This window comes from Streptomyces sp. NPDC023838 (genome assembly GCF_040639555.1).
Taxonomy (GTDB): domain Bacteria; phylum Actinomycetota; class Actinomycetes; order Streptomycetales; family Streptomycetaceae; genus Streptomyces.
The window spans coordinates 1-21,135 of the sequence record NZ_JBFAAD010000056.1 but is presented as its reverse complement, the minus strand read 5'-3'; the positions used below and the strand labels follow the sequence as shown (position 1 = coordinate 21,135).

At 72.4% G+C, this 21,135-nt stretch carries 14 protein-coding genes; 6 read left to right on the top strand and 8 right to left on the bottom strand.

Features of this window, described 5'->3' with window-relative positions; translation table 11 throughout:
- The 5 genes from rbsK to AB0G17_RS35530 all read right to left on the bottom strand — a co-directional run bounded on the left by rbsK (nucleotide 1) and on the right by AB0G17_RS35530 (nucleotide 6,228).
- Nucleotides 1–912 carry a ribokinase gene (rbsK, locus tag AB0G17_RS35550; protein ID WP_361391822.1) on the bottom strand — a complete coding sequence of 304 codons (912 nt, stop codon included), beginning with the start codon at nucleotides 910–912 and terminating at the stop codon, nucleotides 1–3.
- The gene (locus AB0G17_RS35545) at nucleotides 909–2,525 is read right to left on the bottom strand and encodes an ADP-ribosylglycohydrolase family protein (protein WP_361391852.1); all 1,617 of its coding nucleotides are present in this window, start codon (nucleotides 2,523–2,525) and stop codon (nucleotides 909–911) included. Before AB0G17_RS35545 ends, rbsK begins: the two co-directional genes overlap by 4 nt.
- Before the next feature lie 4 nt (nucleotides 2,526–2,529).
- Nucleotides 2,530–3,693 carry an ADP-ribosylglycohydrolase family protein gene (locus AB0G17_RS35540; protein ID WP_361391819.1) on the bottom strand — a complete coding sequence of 388 codons (1,164 nt, stop codon included), beginning with the start codon at nucleotides 3,691–3,693 and terminating at the stop codon, nucleotides 2,530–2,532.
- A gap of 61 nt (nucleotides 3,694–3,754) precedes the next feature.
- The gene (locus AB0G17_RS35535) at nucleotides 3,755–4,924 is read right to left on the bottom strand and encodes an ADP-ribosylglycohydrolase family protein (protein WP_361391816.1); all 1,170 of its coding nucleotides are present in this window, start codon (nucleotides 4,922–4,924) and stop codon (nucleotides 3,755–3,757) included.
- 296 nt (nucleotides 4,925–5,220) lie between these two features.
- Nucleotides 5,221–6,228 carry an ADP-ribosylglycohydrolase family protein gene (locus AB0G17_RS35530; RefSeq protein ID WP_361391814.1) on the bottom strand — a complete coding sequence of 336 codons (1,008 nt, stop codon included), beginning with the start codon at nucleotides 6,226–6,228 and terminating at the stop codon, nucleotides 5,221–5,223.
- 241 nt (nucleotides 6,229–6,469) lie between these two features.
- On the opposite strand from AB0G17_RS35530, the gene AB0G17_RS35525 reads away from it, so the two are divergent.
- From AB0G17_RS35525 to AB0G17_RS35515, 3 genes are all read left to right on the top strand, one after another.
- The gene (locus AB0G17_RS35525) at nucleotides 6,470–7,201 is read left to right on the top strand and encodes a VIT1/CCC1 transporter family protein (protein ID WP_361391812.1); all 732 of its coding nucleotides are present in this window, start codon (nucleotides 6,470–6,472) and stop codon (nucleotides 7,199–7,201) included.
- 450 nt (nucleotides 7,202–7,651) lie between these two features.
- Nucleotides 7,652–12,211, top strand: a complete 4,560-nt coding sequence (gene gltB, locus AB0G17_RS35520; RefSeq protein ID WP_361391809.1) for a glutamate synthase large subunit — start codon at nucleotides 7,652–7,654, stop codon at nucleotides 12,209–12,211.
- Complete coding sequence (locus AB0G17_RS35515; protein WP_361391806.1) at nucleotides 12,204–13,664, top strand: glutamate synthase subunit beta; 1,461 nt, start codon at nucleotides 12,204–12,206, stop codon at nucleotides 13,662–13,664. The genes gltB and AB0G17_RS35515 overlap by 8 nt, the downstream gene beginning before the upstream one ends.
- A 133-nt stretch (nucleotides 13,665–13,797) precedes the next feature.
- Here the strand turns inward: AB0G17_RS35515 and AB0G17_RS35510 are convergent, their stop codons facing one another.
- The 3 genes from AB0G17_RS35510 to AB0G17_RS35500 all read right to left on the bottom strand — a co-directional run bounded on the left by AB0G17_RS35510 (nucleotide 13,798) and on the right by AB0G17_RS35500 (nucleotide 17,050).
- Entirely contained in the window at nucleotides 13,798–14,514 is a 717-nt protein-coding gene (locus AB0G17_RS35510) for a family 16 glycoside hydrolase (RefSeq protein WP_361391803.1), read from the bottom strand.
- Complete coding sequence (gene wecB, locus AB0G17_RS35505; RefSeq protein WP_361391800.1) at nucleotides 14,511–15,701, bottom strand: UDP-N-acetylglucosamine 2-epimerase (non-hydrolyzing); 1,191 nt, start codon at nucleotides 15,699–15,701, stop codon at nucleotides 14,511–14,513. Before wecB ends, AB0G17_RS35510 begins: the two co-directional genes overlap by 4 nt.
- A gap of 104 nt (nucleotides 15,702–15,805) precedes the next feature.
- On the bottom strand, nucleotides 15,806–17,050 hold the full coding sequence (locus AB0G17_RS35500; RefSeq protein WP_361391797.1) for a glycosyltransferase family 2 protein: 1,245 nt from the start codon (nucleotides 17,048–17,050) through the stop codon (nucleotides 15,806–15,808).
- 507 nt (nucleotides 17,051–17,557) lie between these two features.
- Between AB0G17_RS35500 and AB0G17_RS35495 the strand changes: the two genes are divergently transcribed.
- The 3 genes from AB0G17_RS35495 to AB0G17_RS35485 all read left to right on the top strand — a co-directional run bounded on the left by AB0G17_RS35495 (nucleotide 17,558) and on the right by AB0G17_RS35485 (nucleotide 21,025).
- Nucleotides 17,558–19,375, top strand: coding sequence for a polysaccharide deacetylase family protein (locus AB0G17_RS35495; protein ID WP_361391794.1), 1,818 nt, complete (start codon nucleotides 17,558–17,560; stop codon nucleotides 19,373–19,375).
- Complete coding sequence (locus AB0G17_RS35490; RefSeq protein WP_361391791.1) at nucleotides 19,372–20,430, top strand: hypothetical protein; 1,059 nt, start codon at nucleotides 19,372–19,374, stop codon at nucleotides 20,428–20,430. The genes AB0G17_RS35495 and AB0G17_RS35490 overlap by 4 nt, the downstream gene beginning before the upstream one ends.
- 73 nt (nucleotides 20,431–20,503) lie before the next feature.
- Complete coding sequence (locus AB0G17_RS35485; RefSeq protein ID WP_361391788.1) at nucleotides 20,504–21,025, top strand: pyridoxamine 5'-phosphate oxidase family protein; 522 nt, start codon at nucleotides 20,504–20,506, stop codon at nucleotides 21,023–21,025.
- Nucleotides 21,026–21,135: the final 110 nt, after the last annotated feature.

The window sequence follows — 21,135 nt, the reverse complement described above, 5'->3', positions numbered from 1 at the left end:
TCACCGTCCGGTTCCCTCGGCCCCTGCCGACGCCGCGTCGATCTCCGTGCGGTACGGCATGGCGGCCACCGCGCCGGGCCGCTGGACCGAGAGCGCGGCGGCGTCCGACGCCCAGGCGAGCGCCTCGGGCATCGCCCGGCCCTCGCCCAGCGCGACGGCGAGCGCGCCGACGAACGTGTCGCCCGCGCCCGTCGTGTCGACCGCCTTCACCTCGGGGGCCGGGACCGCGACCGGGTCCTGGCCGCGCGCCGCGTACAGGCTGCCCCGGGCGCCGAGCGTGACCACCACCTCGGGGACGAGTTCGAGCAGCGCGCGGGCGGCCGCCTTCGGGTCGTCGACGCCGGCCAGCGAGGCGGACTCGTGCTCGTTGGCCACCAACAGGTCGGTGGCGGCGAGGAGTTCGGGCGGCAGGGGCTGGACGGGGGAGGGGGTGAGGACCGTCCGCACCCCGTGCCGCCGGGCCGCCTGGGCGCCCTCGACGACCGTGTCCATCGGCAGCTCCAGCTGGAGCAGCAGCGCCTCGGCACCGGCGATCAGCGCCTCGTCGCCGGGGCCGAGGTGGGTGACGGAGGCGTTGGCGCCGGGGATGACGACGATCGCGTTGCCGCCGTCCGCGTCGACCACGATGTGGGCCGTGCCGGACGGTCCCTCGGTGGTGCGCACGAGGTCGGTGTCGACGCCGGAGCCGTCGAGCGCGGCCCGCAGCCGTACGCCGTACTCGTCCGTGCCGACCGCTCCGATCAGCGCGACGTCGCCGCCCGCGCGGGCTGCGGCGACGGCCTGGTTGGCGCCCTTGCCGCCCGGGATCGTACGGAAGTCGTGGCCGGTGACGGTCTCGCCGCGGCGCGGGGCGGCCGCCACGTAGGCGACCAGGTCCATGTTGGTGCTGCCGAGCACCGCGATGCGCGTCATGCGCTTGGTACCTCCTGGGGAACGAGTTGGGCGGTCAGTTCTGCGAGGGTGTCGAAGCCCGTGCCGTCGAAGTCGGCGACGGTGGTGGCGAGGCGGTTCTTGAGCGGCGCGGTCCAGCGGGCGGGCAGCGCGTCCGGGTGCCCGGCGAGGAGTCCCGCGAGCGATCCGGCGGTGGCTCCGTTGGAGTCGGTGTCCCAGCCGCCGGACACCGCGCGGCAGATGGAGCCGGAGAAGTCGCCGTCGGCGTGGGTGAGGGCGGCGGCGAGCAGGGCGGCGTTGGGCACGGAGTGCACCCAGTGGTAGGCGCCGAGGGCCGAGTGCAGGCGGTCGACGACCGCGTCGAAGTCGGCCTCCTCGCGGGCGAGACGGATGCCGAGGCGGACGGCCTCGGCGAGGCGGGAGCGCGGGGGGATCACGGCGAGGCCGCCGTCGAGGCAGCCGTGTACGTCGTACGCGCCGGTGGCGGCCAGGGAGATCGCCGCGGCCGTGAACATCGCGCTGTACACGCCGTTGGCGGTGTGGGTGAGGACGGCGTCGCGGTGTACCTGCTCGGCGGCGGCCGCGGGGTTGCCCGGGTTGGTCCAGCCGTGCACGTCGGCGCGGATGGCGGCGCCGATCCACTCGCGGAACGGGTTGCGGTGGGTGGCGGTGTGCGGCGGCTCGATCCCGTCCAGGAGGTTGCGGTACGCCACCCGCTCGGCGGTGAACGTGCGCCCCGCCGGGAGCTCGTCCAGCCACAGCCGGGCCACGTCTTCGGTGGTGAACGCGGAGCCGTGGCGACGGAGGAGGAGCAGGCCGAGGAGCGGGTAGTTGAGGTCGTCGTCCTCGGGCATGCCGTCGATGTTCTCGGCGAGGGAGGTGGGGGCGGAGCGGCGGTTCCAGGGGTACGTGGCGGCCAGGTCGGCGGGGAGGCCGCGGGCGGTGAACCAGGTGTGGAGGGGCCAGTTGCCGGTGGCTCGGGCGATGTGCCGGATGCCGTGGAGGGGGAGCTTCTCCACGGGCTTGCCGAGCAGGCAGCCGGCGGCCCGGCCGAGCCAGGCGGCGTGGAGGCGGTGGATTTCCCCCACCCCGCCCCTTCCCCGAACCCTCCGGGGGTGGGGGTGGGGAAGGTGGTTTTCCGGGGGCTCCGCCCCCGGGCCCCCAGGCGGGGGCTGCGCCCCCTGCACCCCGCTCGCGGGGCTCCGCCCCGGGGTGGGTGGGTGGTTGAGGGCTCCGGGCCCGAGCCCTCGGGCGGGGCTGGGCTCCTGCACCCCCTCGGGGCTCCGCCCCGGACCCCGGGCGGGGCTGGGCTCCTGCACCCCCTCGGGGCTCCGCCCCGGACCCCGGGCGGGGCTGGGCCCGGTTGTCGTCGCTGATTTGATCGCTTCGTAGTCCGTCGGTTCGTGCTCCCTCAACCGGCAGGGGAGAGTGCCCAGTTCGTCCAGCAAAGCCAGTGCCAGCTCGCGTAGTTCGGGGGGTGCGGGGGCGGGGGAAGCGCCCGCCGTTCGGGGGGCCTCCCGGCCGCCCGCACCCCGCCAGCGTGCTGCGATGCGTTCCGCGTCTCGGCCGTCCTCCTTCGCCTGGCGGAGCTCGTGGGCGATGAGGTCTTCCGGCTGGAGCCAGGTCAGGCGCAGGGGGTCATCGGGTCAGCGCCTCGAAGGCGGCGCGGTGGGCGTCCTGGCGGGTGCGGTCCTTCTCGTACACCTCGCGCGTCACGTCGGCGAGGGCGCGCGCGGGGGCATGCAGGTCCAGGCGGCTGGCCTCGGCGATCTGTTTGGGCCAGGCCGTCGGGATGGGGGCCTCGCCCCGGAGCGCGCCTGTCAGCGCGCCCGCCATCGTCGCGATCGAGTCGCAGTCGCGGCCGTAGTTCACCGCTCCGAGGACCGCCGTGCGGAAGTCGCCGTCGGCCACCAGCAGCATGCCCAGGGCGATCGGGAGTTCCTCGATGGCGTGCAGACGGGACGGGCGGCGGGCTCCCAGGGAGGGGGCGCGGTAGTCCGGGCCGACCGTGTCGAAGGGGGCGACCGCCGCCCGGAGCGGGGCGAGGGCCGACTCGAAGTCCGTGTGCCCGGACGCCGTTTCGGCCACCGCCTCGATCGCCGCGTGGGTTCCGTCCTTCGCCAGGGACAGGCAGGTCTCCACCACCCCGGCCGCCGTCGCGTCCGGTGTGCACGCCGCCGCCACCGCCGCCGCGAAGACGCCCGCCGCCTCCCGTCCGTACGAGGACTGGTGCGGGGCCGCGACCTCCAGGGCCTCCGCGTACGCCGCCGCCGGGTTGGCCGCGTTGACCAGGCCGACCGGGGCCATGTACATCGCCGCGCCGCAGTTGACGATGTTGCCGGTGCCCGCCTCGCGGGGGTCGACATGGCCGTAGTGCAGCCGCGCCACCAGCCACTTCTCGGCGAGGAAGATCCGGTGCAGGGGGACGGTCTCCGCCTCCAGCTCCGGGATCCAGACCGGGCGGGAGATCAGGTCGGGGATCAGGTGGTCCGCGATCGCGTACGCGTCCAGGTGGTCGCGGACCTTCTCGTACACCCGGATCAGCGCGTGCGTCATCAAGGTGTCGTCGGTGACGTGTCCGTCGCCCTTGTGGTACGGGGCGATGGGGCGCGCGGTGCGCCAGTCGGCGCCGTGCCAGGGGCCGACGATGCCGTGGACGCGGCCGCCGTGCCGCTCCACGATCTGCTCCGGGGTGTAGCCCTCGACCGGGCCGCCGAGGGCGTCCCCGACGGCCGCGCCGACCAGGGCGCCGGTGATGCGGTCCTCAAGAGTGAGCGTCGTGTACGACGTCGTGAGCGTCATGCCGGAATTGTCCACCCTGGGCGGTCAGTTCGGGGTGGTTCGCGGTATTTTCGCGAAAAGCTCAGCCGCCCGGGGGGTGGCGCAGCGTGTCGGCGAGGAGCCCGGCGAGCTCCACGAGGTCGGTGCCGGCCAGCCGTGGCAGGGCGCAGCCGGACAGGGTGCGGCAGGCGTCGAGCCAGGGGGCGGGGATCGCGGCGCCGCCGCCGAGCGCGCCGGTGAGAGCCCCGGCGAGGGCGGGCGCCGAGTCCGCGACCCGGGACAGACACGCCGCGGCCGGGACCGCCGTGGCCACGGTGCCGCGTGAGGCGAGGGTCAGCGCGAGGGCGACGGGGACGGTCTCGGCGGCGGCGATGCCGTAGCTGTAGACGTGGTCCACGATCTGGTGCTCCAGGAGCGGGACCAGGGCGAACGCGCCCGCCGTGTCGTCGGCGAAGTCGTGCGCGAGCTTGACGGCGAGCTGGGCGTTGCGGCCGATCTCGGTGTCGGGCGGGAGCTCGTCGAGGGCGGCCTGGACGGCGGCCTGGACGGTGGCGCCGCCGAGCGCGGCCGCGACCGCCGCCGCGATGGCGCGGGCGCCGTGCACCCCGTCGCCGTCCTGGGTGTAGCGCGCGTCGAACTCGGCCAGTTCGGCGGCTTCGCGGGGCGCGCCGGGGTGGACGACGGCGAGGACGGCGGCGCGTACGCAGGCGGCGTCGTCGAAGTAGTGCGGGTTGTCGTGGCCGGTGGCGGGCGGGCGTAGACCGGTGGCGAGGTTGCCGAGGCCCGCGCGTACGGAGATGCGGGCGCGCAGGGGGAGTACGGCGGACTCGACCTCGGGGGCGCGCTCGGCCGCCGCGGCGACCTCGGCGGCGAGGAGGTTCCAGGCGCGGTCGACGGCGGCGCGGACGCGTCTGGCGGGGGTGAGGTGGGCGAGCAGGGGTTCGCCGGCCGTGAGCAGGGTCTCGGCGGCGAACGCGGCCCACTCGGCGTCGTCCGACGGGCCCAGGCGCAGGGGTTCGGGGGGTTGGTTGAGGGCGATGGGGACGGGGAGGGTGGTGGTGGCGTTCTGCTCGGCGAAGGTGTCGAGTTCGCGGGTGAGGCGCCGGGTCCATTCGGGCATGCGGGCCGCGCGGTGCCGCGCGGCGGGCCATCCCGCGGCGTCGCCCGCGGCCAGGCCCAGGAGGAGGCCCAGGATGCGGTCGTCTTGGTGTGGGGGTGGTGGGGTGGGCGCTTCGCGCCGGGATTCCCCCACCCCGCCCCTTCCCGAGACCCTCCGGGGGTGGGTGGGGGAAGGGGCGGGTGGGCTTTCCCGGGGGCTTCGCCCCCGGACCCCGAGCGGGGCCTGCGGCCCCTGCACCCCGCTCGGAAGCGGCGCCGCCGGGCCTCCTTGCGGGGCCTGCGGCTCCTGCACCCCGCTCGGGGGCGTAGCCGCCGGATCCCCCAGCAGGGCCTGCGGCCCCCGCACCCCGCTCGGGCCCTGCACCCCCGGGCCCCCGCTCCGAAGCTGCGGCCCGGGCCCCGGCCCCCGCCCTGAAACCTCGTCACCCATCACGCGATCTCCCCTTCCTCTTCTTCCGGGTCCGGTGTCAGCAGGTCCGCGATGTCCAGGACGTGGTAGCCGCGCATCTCGGGGAGGCAGCTGCCGCGGACCGGGCCGATCGTGGCGGACCAGGGGGGCGGGATCGCTGTGGCGCCGCCGTACGCGCCGGCCAGGGCGCCCGCCACCGCCGCCGTCGTGTCCGCGTCGCGACCCATGTTCACGGCCGTCAGGACCGACCCCGTGAAGTCGCCCCGGGCCGTGGCGAAGGCACCGAAGGCCAGGGCGACCGCCTCGGGGGCCAGGTCCGTCCAGGGGTAGCCGCCGATCACCACCGCCGAGCGGACAGCCCTTTCGCCCTGGTCGGCCACCGCCACCGCGCGGCGCAGCGAGCGCGCCGTCCAGGAATCCATCGGGATCACCGACAGAGCCGCCGCGATCACCGAGGTCAGGCCCGCGCCCGTCATGGCCGCCGCCACGCCCGCCGCCACCGCCTGGCCGCCGTAGATGCCCTCGCCCTCGTGGCTGACGCACCCGTCGATCGCCACCAGGCGCGCCGCCTCCTCCGGCGCGCCCGCGGCGAAGACGCCGAAGGGGGCCGCGCGCATCGCCAGGCCGTCGCTCCAGGCGTGGCGGTGCTGGGCCGAGATGGGGGCGGCCAGGCCCCGGCGGAGGTTCTCCAGGGTGCCGCGCTCGCTGAAGCCCGCGCCCCGGAACGGGCCCTCGTCGCGGTCCGCGATCCAGTGGTGCCAGGCGTGTTCGACGTGGTTGACGGTGAGCGCCGAGCCGTGCCGGGCGAGCAGCAGGCCCGAGAAGATGGCGTACTCCGTGTCGTCCGTACCCGCCGGGTCGTCGGAGACGAACCCCTCGATCCGGCCCCAGCGGCGCCGGATCTCCGAGGGTTTGAGGTTCTCGGCGGGGGCTCCGAGCGCGTCCCCCACCGCCAGACCCAGCAGCGCGCCCCTGGCTCGCTCGCGGATGGCCTCGGCTGTTCCCGGGCCGCTGGCGATCAACTCCATGGGAGGCCTTTCGCGTCGCCTGATCCTTCGCCTGATCTCTGCCACGCCGAACGAGCCGGGAGTCCATGTGTCACCCTCTTCGCCCCATCTGTGCAAGAGCGGACACGGATGAGCAGAACTGCCTTCTGACCTGGGTAAGTACGGCCTGCCTTGCTAGCGCGGGGCTTACATCGAGCGTAATTTCGACGAAGACGAGGGGGAGTGGGCGCGAGAGCCCGCTGCTGAACGCAAGGGGAGAGCTGTGTCCGTCATCAACACCGAAGCCACGCTGCACGAGGCGCACCGGGACAACCACACACACCGGGACGTCAACGGCGGCTGGCTGCGCCCCGCCGTCTTCGGCGCCATGGACGGGCTCGTCTCCAACCTGGCCCTGATGACCGGTGTCGCGGGCGGCGCGGTGGCGCAGCAGACCATCGTCGTCACCGGCCTCGCGGGCCTGGCCGCCGGAGCCTTCTCCATGGCCGCCGGCGAGTACACCTCGGTCGCCTCGCAGCGCGAGCTCGTCGAGGCCGAACTCGACGTCGAGCGCCAGCAGTTGCGCAAGCACCCGGTGGACGAGATGGAGGAGCTGGCCGAGCTGTACGTGTCGCGCGGTGTCGAGCCCGCGCTCGCCCGCGAGGTCGCCATGCAGCTCTCCCGCGACCCCGAGCAGGCGCTGGAGATCCACGCCCGCGAGGAGCTCGGCATAGACCCCGACGACCTGCCGTCGCCGACGGTCGCCGCCGTCTCGTCCTTCGGCTCGTTCGCGCTGGGCGCGATCCTGCCCGTACTGCCGTATCTGCTCGGCGCGACCGCCCTGTGGCCCGCCGTGCTCCTCGCGCTGATCGGGCTCTTCGCCTGCGGCGCCGTGGTCGCCAGGGTCACCGCGCGCTCGTGGTGGTTCAGCGGGGTGCGCCAGCTGGCCCTGGGCGGCGCGGCCGCGGCCCTCACCTTCGGCCTCGGCTCGCTCTTCGGCGCGGCGGTCGGCTGACCCCGCGGCCCCCTTCCCCCCGAAAGGCCCGCCAGGACGTTCCCCCTCGTCCGGGCGGGCCTTCGCCGTGCCCGCCGTTGCCCGCCGTGCGCCGTGCCCGCCGTGCTCGCCGTGCGCCCGGACGAGTCCGGGGTCACCATGTGACCTACGTCCTGCGCGGGATCGCCCCGCCACCCGTACTATGCGGGAGTATGCAGGGCCTGACATAAGTAATCGTTACTCGGCGGTTTCGCATCTGCGACCACCGGGCATAGGCCGTACACACTCCGCTGACACAGGCAATGAAGCCTGCCCCGTAAAGCACGGCGATCGCCGCCCCGAGTGTCCGCATGCTGGAATGGGCTATCCGGTTCCCGAGATCCGACCCATCATGTAACCTGCACGAAATTTCGCAGAGGGCCAACGTCGTCCCTCGGCTATTCATATGCCACGACGACGACGGGAGAGCCGATGCGTTCCGACGCCTGGTCGCCCATGGACGGTCGACCTGCTCCGCAGGGGATGTACGACCCCCGTAACGAACACGACGCCTGCGGTGTCGGGTTCGTGGCCACCCTGACCGGTGTGGCCAGCCATGAGCTGGTCGAGCAGGCGCTGACCGTACTGCGCAATCTCGAGCACCGGGGCGCCACCGGATCCGAGCCGGACTCCGGCGACGGCGCGGGCATCCTGCTCCAGGTGCCGGACGCGTTCCTGCGCGAGGTCACCTCCTTCGAGCTGCCCGAGGCCGGTGCGTATGCCGTCGGCATCGCCTTCCTGCCCGTCGAGGACAGCGCCTCGGCCGTGGCGAAGATCGAGGCCATCGCCGCCGAGGAGGGCCTGGACGTCCTCGGCTGGCGCGAGGTGCCCGTCACGCCCGAGCTGCTCGGCAACGGCGCCCGCGCCACCATGCCCGCCTTCCGGCAGATCTTCGTCGCCGACGGCACCAGCAGAGGCATCGCGCTCGACCGCAAGGGCTTCGTCCTGCGCAAGCGCGCCGAGCGCGAGGCCGGGGTGTACTTCCCCTCGCTCTCCGCCCGGACGATCGTCTACAAGGGCATGCTCACCACCGGGCAGCTGGAGCCGTTCTTCCCGGACCTCTCCGACCGCCGGTTCGCCACCGCCGTCGCGCTGGTCCACTCGCGCTTCTCGACGAACACCTTCCCCTCCTGGCCGCTCGCCCACCCGTACCGCTTCGTCGCGCACAACGGCGAGATCAACACGGTCAAGGGCAACCGCAACTGGATGGTGGCCCGCGAGTCGCAGCTGGCGACCGAGCTGCTCGGGGACAGGGACCTCGCGCGGATCTTCCCGGTCTGTACGCCGGACGCCTCCGACTCCGCCTCCTTCGACGAGGTGCTGGAGCTCCTGCACCTCGGCGGCCGCTCGCTGCCGCACTCCGTGCTGATGATGGTTCCCGAGGCGTGGGAGAACCACGACTCGATGGACCCCGCCCGGCGCGCCTTCTACCAGTACCACTCCACGATGATGGAGCCCTGGGACGGCCCGGCCTGTGTCACCTTCACCGACGGCACCCAGGTCGGCGCGGTCCTGGACCGCAACGGCCTGCGCCCGGGCAGGTATTGGGTGACGGATGACGGACTTGTCGTTCTGTCATCTGAAGTCGGCGTTCTCGACATCGACCCCGCCAAGGTCGTCCGCAAGGGCCGCCTCCAGCCCGGCAAGATGTTCCTCGTCGACACCGCCGAGCACCGCATCATCGAGGACGACGAGATCAAGGCGGCGCTGGCCGCCGAGAAGCCGTACGCCGAGTGGCTGGAGACCGGCGAGATCGAGCTGGAGGACCTGCCCGAGCGCGAGCACATCGTGCACACGCACGCCTCGGTCACCCGCCGCCAGCAGACCTTCGGCTACACCGAGGAAGAGCTGCGCGTCATCCTCGCGCCGATGGCCCGCACCGGCGGCGAGCCGCTCGGCTCGATGGGCACGGACTCCCCGATCGCGGCCCTCTCCGAGCGCCCCCGGCTGCTCTTCGACTACTTCACCCAGCTGTTCGCGCAGGTCACCAACCCGCCGCTGGACGCCATCCGCGAGGAGCTCGTCACCTCGCTGCGCTCCTCGCTCGGCCCGCAGGGCAACCTCCTCGAACCGACCGCCGCGTCCTGCCGCAGCGTCACGCTGCCGTTCCCGGTGATCGACAACGACGAGCTGGCCAAGCTGATACACATCAACGCCGACGGCGACATGCCGGGCATGAAGGCCGTCACGCTCTCCGGCCTCTACCGGGTCTCCGGCGGCGGCGCGGCCCTGGCCGAGCGCATCGAGGCCATCCGCGCCGAGGCCGACGCCGCCATCGAGGACGGCGCCCGCCTGATCGTCCTCTCCGACCGGCACTCCGACGCCGAGCACGCGCCGATCCCGTCGCTGCTGCTCACCGCCGCCGTCCACCACCACCTCATCCGTACGAAGCAGCGCACCCAGGTGGGTCTGCTCGTCGAGGCCGGTGACGTGCGCGAGGTGCACCACGTCGCGCTGCTGATCGGCTACGGCGCCGCCGCCGTCAACCCGTACCTGGCGATGGAGTCCGTCGAGGACCTGGTCCGCGCGGGCACCTTCATCGAGGGCCTGGAGCCCGAGCAGGCCATCCGCAACCTGATCTACGCCCTCGGCAAGGGCGTCCTGAAGGTCATGTCCAAGATGGGCATCTCGACCGTCGCCTCCTACCGGGGCGCCCAGGTCTTCGAGGCCGTCGGCCTCGACGAGGAGTTCGTCGGCACGTACTTCATCGGCACCGCCACCAAGATCGGCGGCGCCGGGATCGACGTCATCGCCAAGGAGGTCGCCGCCCGGCACACCAAGGCGTACCCCGCCTCCGGCATCGCGGCCACCCACCGCGCCCTGGAGATCGGCGGCGAGTACCAGTGGCGCCGCGAGGGCGAGCCGCACCTGTTCGACCCGGAGACGGTCTTCCGCCTCCAGCACGCCACCCGCGGCCGCCGGTACGACATCTTCAAGAAGTACACCGAGCGCGTGAACGAACAGTCCGAGCGGCTGATGACGCTCCGCGGGCTCTTCGGCTTCTCCTCCGAGCGCCCCTCGATCCCCATCGACGAGGTCGAGCCGGTCTCCGAGATCGTCAAGCGCTTCTCCACCGGCGCCATGTCGTACGGCTCGATCTCGCGCGAGGCGCACGAGACGCTCGCCATCGCCATGAACCAGCTGGGCGGCAAGTCCAACACCGGCGAGGGCGGCGAGGACGCGGACCGCCTGTACGACCCGGCGCGCCGCTCCTCCATCAAGCAGGTCGCCTCCGGCCGCTTCGGTGTGACCAGCGAGTACCTGGTCAACGCGGACGACATCCAGATCAAGATGGCCCAGGGCGCCAAGCCCGGCGAGGGCGGCCAGCTGCCCGGCCACAAGGTCTACCCGTGGGTCGCCAAGACCCGGCACTCCACCCCGGGCGTCGGCCTCATCTCGCCGCCGCCGCACCACGACATCTACTCCATCGAGGACCTGGCCCAGCTGATCCACGACCTCAAGAACGCCAACCCGGCCGCGCGCATCCATGTGAAGCTCGTGTCCGAGGTCGGTGTCGGCACGGTCGCCGCCGGTGTCTCCAAGGCGCACGCGGACGTCGTCCTGATCTCCGGCCACGACGGCGGAACGGGCGCCTCCCCGCTGACCTCGCTGAAGCACGCGGGCGGACCCTGGGAGCTGGGCCTGGCCGAGACGCAGCAGACGCTGCTGCTCAACGGCCTGCGCGACCGGATCGTGGTGCAGACCGACGGCCAGCTCAAGACCGGCCGTGACGTGATCATCGCCGCGCTGCTGGGCGCCGAGGAGTTCGGTTTCGCGACCGCGCCGCTCGTCGTCTCCGGCTGCGTCATGATGCGCGTCTGCCACCTGGACACCTGCCCGGTCGGAATCGCCACCCAGAACCCGGTGCTGCGCGACCGGTTCTCCGGCAAGCCCGAATTCGTCGTCAACTTCTTCGAGTTCATCGCCGAAGAGGTCCGCGAGCTCCTCGCCGAGCTCGGCTTCCGTACGATCGAGGAGGCCGTCGGCCACGCCGAGCTGCTCGACACCAGCCGCGCGGTGCGCCACTGGAAGGCGCAGGGCCTCGACCTGGACGCGCTCTTCCACGTGCCCGAGCTGCCCGAGGGCGCGGTGCGCCACGCCCGTATCGAGCAGGACCACGGCCTGGAGAAGGCGCTCGACAACGAGCTCATCGAGCTCGCCGCCGACGCGCTCGGCGCCGCCAGCGCCGAGGACGCCCAGCCGGTCCGCGCCCAGGTCGCGATCCGCAACATCAACCGGACCGTCGGCACCATGCTCGGCCACGAGGTGACCAAGAAGTTCGGCGGTGCGGGCCTGCCCGACGACACCATCGACGTCACCTTCACCGGCTCGGCCGGCCAGTCCTTCGGCGCCTTCCTGCCGCGCGGTGTGACGCTGCGCCTGGAGGGTGACGCCAACGACTACGTCGGCAAGGGCCTCTCCGGCGGCCGCGTGATCGTCCGCCCGGACCGGGGCGCCGACCACCTCGCCGAGTACTCGACCATCGCGGGCAACACCATCGCGTACGGCGCGACCGGCGGCGAGCTGTTCCTGCGCGGCCGCACCGGCGAGCGGTTCTGCGTCCGCAACTCCGGCGCCCTGGTGGTCTCGGAGGGCGTGGGCGACCACGGCTGCGAGTACATGACCGGCGGCCACGCGGTGGTCCTCGGCGAGACCGGGCGCAACTTCGCGGCCGGCATGTCCGGCGGCATCGCGTACGTGATCGACCTCGACCCCAACCACGTCAACTCCGGCAACCTGGCGGCGGTCGAGACCCTCTCGGAAGCCGACAAGCAGTGGCTGCACGACGTCGTGCGCCGCCACCAGGAGGAGACCGGCTCCACGGTCGCCGAGAAGCTGCTCGCCGACTGGCCCGTCGCGGCGGAGCGCTTCAGCAAGATCATCCCGTCCACGTACAAGGCAGTGCTCGCCGCCAAGGAAGCCGCTGAGCTCGCCGGTCTCTCCGAGCAGGAGACCACCGAGAAGATGATGGAGGCGGCGACCAATGGCTGACCCCAAGGGCTTTCTCACCACCGGTCGCGAGGTCGCCCAGACCCGCCCCGTGGCCGAGCGCGTCAAGGACTGGAACGAGGTCTACGTTCCCGGCTCGCTGCTGCCGATCATCAGCAAGCAGGCCGGGCGCTGCATGGACTGCGGCATCCCGTTCTGCCACAACGGCTGTCCGCTGGGGAACCTGATCCCCGAGTGGAACGACTACGCCTACCGCGAGGACTGGTCGGCGGCCTCCGAGCGGCTGCACGCCACCAACAACTTCCCGGAGTTCACCGGGCGGCTGTGCCCGGCTCCCTGTGAGTCGGCGTGCGTCCTCGGCATCAACCAGCCCGCCGTCACCATCAAGAACGTCGAAGTCTCGATCATCGACAAGGCGTGGGACAGCGGCGACGTCACCCCGCAGCCGCCGGAGCGGCTCTCCGGCAAGACCGTCGCGGTCATCGGCTCGGGCCCGGCGGGCCTCGCCGCCGCCCAGCAGCTGACCCGGGCCGGTCACACCGTGGCGGTGTACGAGCGCGCCGACCGCATCGGCGGTCTGCTGCGCTACGGCATCCCCGAGTTCAAGATGGAAAAGGTGCACATCAACCGCCGCATCGAGCAGATGCGCGCGGAGGGCACCAAGTTCCGCACCGAGGTGGAGATCGGCCGCGACATCGACGCGGCCAAGCTGCGCCGGCGGTACGACGCGGTGGTCATCGCGGCCGGCGCCACGGTCTCCCGCGACCTGCCGGTCCCCGGCCGCGAGCTGAACGGCATCCACTTCGCCATGGAGTACCTGCCGCTGGCGAACAAGGTGCAGGAGGGCGACTTCGTGGCGCCCCCGCTCACCGCCGAGGGCAAGCACGTCGTGGTGATCGGCGGCGGCGACACGGGCGCGGACTGCGTGGGCACCGCCCACCGCCAGGGCGCGGCCTCGGTCACCCAGCTGGAGATCATGCCGCGCCCCTCGGAGGACCGCGCGGCCCACCAGCCCTGGCCGACCTTCCCGATGCTCTACAAGGTCACCTCGGCCCACGAGGAGGGCGGCGAGCGGGTCTACTCCGTCTCCACCACCCACTTCGAGGGCGACGAGGACGGCAACGTCCAGTTCCTGCACCTCGTCGAGGTCGAGTTCGTCGACGGCAAGCTGACCCAGAAGCCGGGCACCGAGCGGAAGATCCCCGCCCAGCTGGTCACCCTCGCGATGGGCTTCACCGGCACCGACCAGTCCAACGGCCTGGTGGCGCAGTTCGGCCTGGAGCTCGACGAGCGCGGCAACGTCGCCCGCGACGCGGACTTCGCGACCAATGTCGACGGAGTGTACGTGGCCGGTGACGCGGGCCGCGGTCAGTCCTTGATCGTCTGGGCGATCGCTGAGGGCCGTTCGGCAGCACGGGGTGTGGACCGGTACCTTACGGGGAGGAGCGCACTGCCCGCCCCGATCCGTCCGACGGACCGGGCGCTGACGGTCTGATCCGCTCCACCCCAAATACGTTCCGTACAACGGTGTACGGGCTGCGCCGGATCGGGGGACACCCCCGGACCCCCGCAGCGCGGCGCCTGCCCCACTGTCCCCGACCGGACGACCGGGCGGGCGCCGCGGCGCGTCAACCCCTGCTTCCCTCGGCCCGCAGCTCCCGGAACTCCACCCGCGCGTCCTCCGTGTACGCCCCCAGGGCGCCCTGGAGGTACGGGCGTTCGGTGTCCGTGAAGTCGGCGAGGCCCGCCGTGTCCACGGCCACCCGCAGACGCCCGCCCCGCTGCTGGACCTGGACCGTGTACCAGGTGCCGACCGGGAAGGCCCGCTCGCCCGTCGCCAGGAAGCGCTGGCCGCCGGGGTAGGCCGGATCGCGCTTGCCCAGCTCCCAGCCGTTCGGCTTGAGGGTGATGTAGTAGAAGTGCTCCGGGTCGGTGTACGCCCACACCAGCCAGGCCACCTCCCAGGTGTTCGGCGCCGGGGTGCGCAACTGCTCGACCGTGCGCATCCGGGCCTGGTAGCCCACGTCGCCGTAGGCGGCCCGGCTCACCACCAGGCCCGCGTGGGTGGTGCCCGGGTCGGTGGCCCGCCGCGGCGCCAGGTCCAGGGCGTCGTCGTCGCCCGTGTTGACGCCGTGGCCGTTGAACACCGACTGCCAGCGGCCGTGTGCTGTGCCGTCCGCCCAGGGGGAGCGCGGCGCCGGGCCCCCGTCAGCCGCGCACCTGCTCAGGCCGAAGGCCCCGGCCGCCAGCAGAGCGGCGGCCAGGACCAGGGCGGTGGCTCTGCGTCCGCGGCCACCGGGCCCGGGCGGCGGGACCGGGCGCCGCAGACGCGGGGCTGTCGTCATGCCGTCGAGTATGGACCCGGTCCGCCACCCTTGGGGGGCGCGGGGAGCAAGGGCGCGGGGGCGGACGGGACTTCCGCCGCGAAGTCCTCGATGAGCTGGGTGACGATCCGGGCGGTGGCGCCGCCGTCCCCGTACGGATTGCCCGCCGTCGCCATCCGCCGGTACGCGACGGGGTCGTCGAGGAGCGCGGTCGCGGCCGCCACGATGGCCTCCGGGTCCGTGCCGACGAGCCGGGCCGCCCCGGCCTCCACCGCCTCCGGCCGCTCGGTGGTGGTCCGCAGCACCAGGGCGGGCTTGCCGAGGCTGGGCGCCTCCTCCTGGATGCCGCCGGAGTCGGTCAGGACGAGCTCGCAGCCCGCGAGCGTGGCCGTGAAGTCCGGGTAGTCCAGCGGCTCGACCAGGGTGATGCCCGCCCGGCCCGTCAGCGGCAGCAGCGCCTCGCGCACGGCCGGGCTCTTGTGCAGCGGGATCACGATCTCCACGTCGCCCCGGTCGGCGAGCCGGCCCAGCGCCCGGCCCATCGCGCGCATCCGGGTGCCCTGGTTCTCCCGGCGGTGCAGGGTCACCAGGACCCGCCGCCGGGCGGTGCGGAACGCGCACTGCCCGAGCCCCTCGGCGAGCGCCCAGTGGAGGTTGTCGATGACGGTGTTGCCGGTGGTGAAGATCTGGCCGTCGGAGATGCCCTCGGCCCGCAGGTGCCGGGCGGCGCGCTCGGTCGGGGCGAAGTGCCAGCGCGCGATGCGCCCGATGAGGCAGCGGTTGAGCTCCTCGGGAAACGGGTTGTCCAGGACCCCGGTGCGCAGCCCCGCCTCGACGTGCGCCACGGGAATCCGCTCGTAGAACGCGGCCAGCGCGCCGGCCAGCGCGGTCGTGGTGTCGCCCTGGACCACGACGAGGTCGGGCCGCTCCTCGCGCAGCAACTGCCCGAGCCCCTCCACCAGACGGGACGTCAGATCGGAGAGCTGCTGGCGGTTGCGCATCACATCCAGGGCGTAGCGGACGTCGACCCGCAGCAGCCCCAGCATCTGGTGGAGCATCTCGCGGTGCTGGCCGGTGGTCACGACGACCGGCTCGAACTCCGTACCGTCGGCCAGCGCCCGGGCGAGCGGCGCCAGTTTGATCGCCTCGGGCCGGGTGCCGAGCACCAGCATGGCGCGCACGGGCGCGGCGGAAGGAAACGAAGACATGGCAGACATAGGTCCCCCCTATGACAAGGACGAGCACGATGAGAGAAGTGAGAGGCGCGCCGAGAGACGCGTATCGGGGCCGGGCCCCGTCGCGGAGGTGCCGCTCAGGTGCGGGCGGTCTTCAGCCAGGTGGTCTTGCCGGTCGCCATCCGCCACAGGCCCATCCAGCCGGCGGCGAACCAGATGTAGCCGTAGAACACGAAGACATGGGCGATCAGCACCGACCGCACGAGCCCGACGTCCCGCTCGCGCTTGGCGTACACGAAGCCGTACGCGTACGCGGCGGTGAAGGAGAGCACGTACGGGCCCACCAGCCACATCGGTGACACCAGCGCCCGGCCCGCCTCGACCGAGGCGAGGACCGTGCCGCCGAAGGCGACCAGGAAGGACAGCGGCAGCAGCGAGGTGAGCAGGATGAGCACCGGGCTGGAGAGGTGGTAGAGCAGGTCGAGCGCCGGCCGGGTCGCGACCTCCCGCAGGATGAGCGGGACGAGTCCGGCCGACTGGAGGTGGCCCTGGAACCAGCGGGATCGCTGCCGTACCAGGCGCCGCAGGGTGAGGACGGCCTGCTGGGAGACTGAGGCCGTGGTGCAGTGCTGGGTGACCCAGCCCTTCGCGATCAGCCGGACGCCGAGGTCGAGGTCCTCGGTGAGGCTGTCGCTCCAGGGGCCGCCCGGCCCCAGGGTGTGCAGCGCCGACAGCCGCATGAACTGGCCGTTGCCGCCCATGCCGACGCTTCCGATGAAGCGGCGCCCGCTCTGGAAGACGTCGCCGTAGACCACGAACTCCATGTCCTGGAGGCGGGCGAGCAGCCCGAGGCCCCGGTTGTACATCCGCACGCAGATCTGGGTGGCTCCGGTGCGGGGGTCGTCGAAGAACGGGTCGACGGACTGGACCACATGGGCGTCCAGCCGCCCGTCCGCGTCGACCACACAGAGGAGGACGTCGTCCGGGTCGTGCCCGTCGAGCACGCCTGACTCGGTCAGGAACCGCACGCCGTCGTTGAGGGCGGCGCCCTTGCCGCGCCGGGCGTCCGGGAGTTCGCGCCGGTGCAGCAGGACCCGTTCGGGGCCCGCCGCCAGGGCTATCGCGGACGTACGGTCGTCCGAGGCGTCGTCGATGACCAGGGCCAGGAAATTCCCGGCGGGCAGTGCGGTGATCCGCGCCAGGCTCTCGGCCAGTACCTGCTCTTCATTGAGGCAGGCGAGGAGAAATACATAGAGCCGCTCTTTACGCGGTCCCTTTCTGCGCGGTGCCCTGCGTCTGGAGAGTAGAAAGAGACCGGTGTTGTAGCAGCCGGCCATGAGGATGAGGGAAATGCTCGACCAGAGAAGCAGCTCGGTGATCATTTCCGCCCCACGTCACCGGGGTGCGCCCCGTCGGTCTCGGAATTCGAACCCGTGCGCCATTGGAATCGAATTCTGATCGATATGAGGATGCAGGCGGTCAGGCAGTAGAGTACGAAGCCCGCACCCGCGATGGCCTGGAGAGCCTTGGCCAAAGGTAGGCCGGGTACGGCCTCGGGTGCCGCCGCCATCCCCGCCAGTGGCAGCACGGTGCCCAAGGCAGGTTTTCCGTACATGGGTTCCCCCCCATTTTTACCCACGCGTCGCCGCGTGAGATGGCGAACGTAGCAGAGTCGGACGACCCCGGGAGAGGTGAAGTTAAAACTTCATGGACCGAATCCGGGAAGGCGGCGACGGTGCCCGGGGAGTGCGCATGGCGTCCTATTGACAGCCTTTGCGGCCGGGCAGAAGAATCGTGGCCCTCATTCGACCAAGAGCCCCGTTCCGGAATTCTCCGGAACGGGGGATCCGGTCTGTTTTCATTGGCCGGTAAAGAGGGGGGAAAGACTCGTGAAATCCCTGAGAAAGGCGCCACCGCGCCGCAGCCGGGGGCGGCGGCGGATCTCCGCCGTGTTCCTGCTGCTCGCGGCGCTCCTCGGCACCGTCTTCGCGGCCTCCGCCGCCCCGGCGGGCCAGCCGCCGCCACCTCCGGCCGGACCGGCGGCGACACTCAACCAGGCAGGCCTCGCCGACTGGGCCAAGGCCCAGCTCGCGGCGGACACCGGACGCCGCGCGGCGCCGCGCTCACCGGTCGGCACGCTCCTGTCGGGCGTGACGGACACCGTGCGCCGGCTCCTCCAGGGCGCGCCCGCCTCGACCTCGACGCTGGTGCTCTACGACACGGCGGGGCCCTACGGATACCTGGGCGAGCTGTACGCCATGGCCGCGGCGAACCTCGGCGGCCACTTCGGCACCGTGACCGCCAAGCCGGTCTCGCAGTACACACCGGGGATGCTCGGCCAGTACACGGCCGCCGTCTACCTCGGCTCCACCTACTACGGCGGCGACCTGCCGGACGCGGTACCGCCCGCCCTCTATCAGGACGTCCTGGCCGGTACGACCCCGGTGACCTGGGCCGGCGACAACATCTGGAACATGGGCAGCGCGGTGGGGGTCGCGCAGTTCACCCAGAAGTACGGCTGGGACCCCACCACGTCGTACTTCGAGTCCGGCGGCTCGGTCGGGAACGTCACACGGGTGACGTACGGGGGACAGGCCCTCACCCGGAAGATCCCGGCCGGGCAGGACGGCGGCGTGCTGCGCCCCAACATCCTGACCGGACCCGGATATCCGCGGGTCACCAGGGTCGCGGAGGCACTCGACTCGGCGAGCGGGCAGACCTTCCCGTGGGCCGTGCGGTCGGCCAACCTCACCTATGTGGGGGAGATCCCGTTCAGCTACGTCTCCGAGAGCGACCGCGTGATCGCCTTCGAGGACATGCTCTTCGACGCCCTCGCCCCGGGCACCGCCGCCCGCCACCGGGCCGTGGTCCGCCTGGAGGACATCAGCCCCGACTCCGACCCGGCGCAGCTGCGGGCGATGGCGGACTACCTCTACGCGCAGCACATCCCGTACGGGATCAACGTCATCCCCGTCTACACGGACCCCAGGGGCGTCTACAACGGCGGGACGCCGCAGACCGTGACGCTGGTGCAGCGGCCGCAGCTCGTCTCGGCGCTGCGGTACATGCTGGCGCGCGGCGCGGTGCTGATGGAGCACGGCTACACCCACCAGTACGACACCGCCGACAACCCGTACACCGGAGTGACGGGCGACGACTTCGAGTTCTACCGGGCGCATGTGGACGCGGCGGACAACGTCGTCTACGACGGGCCGGTGGCCGAGGACTCCGCCGCGTGGGCCCAGTCCCGGGCCGACGCCGGCCTCGCGGCGTTCAGCGCGGCCGGGCTCCCCAGGCCGCAGCTGTGGACGACTCCGCACTACGCCGCCTCCGCCACGGACTATCACGTCTTCGCGCAGAACTACTCGGCCCGGCTGGAACGTTCGCTGTACTTCGCCGGGACGCTCAGCGGTGGTACGGCGGACCCGAACCGGTTCATCGGCCAGTTCTTCCCGTACGTCGTCAACGACGTGTACGGGACGAAGGTGCTGCCCGAGAACATCGGGAACTATGAGCCCGTGCAGATCAACAACCATCCGCCGCGGCTCCCGGCGGACCTCGTGGCCTCGGCCAAGGCCAACCTGGCGGTCCGGGACGGCTTCGCGAGCTTCTTCTACCACCCCTACTATCCGCTCCAGCCGCTGAAGGACACGATCGACGGCATCAAGGCCCTCGGCTACACGTTCGTCAGCCCCGCGGCGCTGTGAGCACGTACGGGAAGAAGGCGGTCGCGGCTCTGGCCGCGGCCGCCGCGCTCGTGCTCGGGGGCTGCTCGGGGGAGCCGGACGACGACTCGGCCCCCGGCCCGGGGTCCGGTTCCGCGGCCGACGGGCCGGTGCGCGGGATGACGCTGCCGTCCTGGGCGGCGGACGACTACGACAGCCCGCGCGCGGAGGCGTATCTGCGGGACATCGCGCACACCGGGGCGCGCTGGGTCGTCTTCACGCCCACCTGGTACCAGCGCACCACCAAGGACGCGGAGCAGCACCCCACCGAGGAGACCGCGAGCGACGCGAGCCTGCGGCGGATCACCGCCCTGGCGCACCGGACCGGGCTCAAGGTCATGCTGAAGCCGCACGTGGACCTGGTGGACGGCGCCGACCGGGCCGGGATCCGCCCCGCCGACCGGGCGGCCTGGTTCGTCTCGTACGAAAAGTTCATCACCCACTACGCGGCGATCGCGCACGAGACGGGGACCGAGCGGTTCGTGGTCGGCACGGAACTCGCGGGCGTGTCGGGCGACTTGGCGTCCTGGCGCCGGGTGATCGCGGCGGTCCGCGCCCGCTACCGGGAGCCGCTGACGTACGCGGCGAACTACGACGAGTACGCGAAGGTCCCCTTCTGGCCGGAGCTCGACGTCATCGGCATCGACGCGTACTGGCCGCTGGGGTCGGCCCCCACGGCGGACGCGGCGAAGCTGGGCAGTGCCTGGCGGCCGGTCGCGGCCGAGCTGGCGGCCTTCTCCGGACGGCAGCACCGCAAGATCCTCTTCACCGAGGCCGGGTACACGAGCCAGCGCGGCTCGACCACGGCGCCGTACTCCTGGACGGTCAGCAAGCGCCAGGACACCGCCGAACAGGCCGCCGGGTACCGGGCGTTGCTGGACACGTTCACGGGGCGGGACTGGTGGGCCGGGGTGTGCTGGTGGATGTGGGACGACTGGCCGGACAGCGGGGAGACACCAGCGAAGCTCGCGTACACGCCGCACGGCAAGCCGGCGGAGGAGGTGCTGAGGTCGCACTGGGCGAACCCGGGTGACTGACCTCCTCCCTCCCCTGGGAGGTGATGGAGTAATCCAGACAGAAGGTGTCGGGTATTTGCGGTTTGCTGGGCGCATGGCACCGCAGACACCGTCATTCCGCTGGGAAGAGTTCGAGGCCGCCGAGCCGCAGTTCGCCGAGAACGTGCGCGAGCGCTTCCTCCGGTACAAGCACCACGTCCTCGCGACCCTGCGCGCGGACGGCAGCCCCCGCGTCACCGGCCTGGAGGTCGAGATCCGGGTCGGCGAGCTGTGGCTCGGCATGATGCCGAACTCGCGCAAGGCGTACGACCTGCGCCGCGACCCGCGCTTCGCCGTCCAGGCCAACCCCGGGCCCGACACGGAGATGGCCGACGGCGACGTCCGGATCAGCGGACGCGCGGTCGAGGTCGTCGACCCCGGGGAGCGCGCCCGGTACGCGGACGAGGTGCATCCGCCCGAGCCGTTCCTCCTGTTCCGGGCGGAGCTGACCGAGGTGGTCCACACGGGCCTCGACAAGGAGACGGAGGAGATCGTCCTACGAGCCTGGCGCCCCGGCGCCGCCCTGCGCACCCTCCGGCGGGGCGGCGGCACCGAACCGCCGAGGGAGGAGGCGTAGGTCGAGGGAGGAGGCCTAGTGTCCCGATTTCGAGATTCTGCGTCACCGATCGTGTTATCGGCGGTCCGCTAGCCAGCGGCTTGGTGCTGGACGCACCTCACGTGGTGTCG

Excerpts from the sequence above, each read along its gene's own strand:
- rbsK (WP_361391822.1), bottom strand. The coding sequence starts at position 912 with ATGACGCGCATCGCGGTGCTCGGCAGCACCAACATGGACCTGGTCGCC.
- AB0G17_RS35540 (WP_361391819.1), bottom strand. The coding sequence starts at position 3,693 with ATGACGCTCACGACGTCGTACACGACGCTCACTCTTGAGGACCGCATC.
- AB0G17_RS35530 (WP_361391814.1), bottom strand. The coding sequence starts at position 6,228 with ATGGAGTTGATCGCCAGCGGCCCGGGAACAGCCGAGGCCATCCGCGAG.
- gltB (WP_361391809.1), top strand. The coding sequence starts at position 7,652 with ATGCGTTCCGACGCCTGGTCGCCCATGGACGGTCGACCTGCTCCGCAG.
- AB0G17_RS35515 (WP_361391806.1), top strand. The coding sequence starts at position 12,204 with ATGGCTGACCCCAAGGGCTTTCTCACCACCGGTCGCGAGGTCGCCCAG.
- AB0G17_RS35510 (WP_361391803.1), bottom strand. The coding sequence starts at position 14,514 with ATGACGACAGCCCCGCGTCTGCGGCGCCCGGTCCCGCCGCCCGGGCCC.
- wecB (WP_361391800.1), bottom strand. The coding sequence starts at position 15,701 with ATGTCTTCGTTTCCTTCCGCCGCGCCCGTGCGCGCCATGCTGGTGCTC.
- AB0G17_RS35500 (WP_361391797.1), bottom strand. The coding sequence starts at position 17,050 with ATGATCACCGAGCTGCTTCTCTGGTCGAGCATTTCCCTCATCCTCATG.
- AB0G17_RS35485 (WP_361391788.1), top strand. The coding sequence starts at position 20,504 with ATGGCACCGCAGACACCGTCATTCCGCTGGGAAGAGTTCGAGGCCGCC.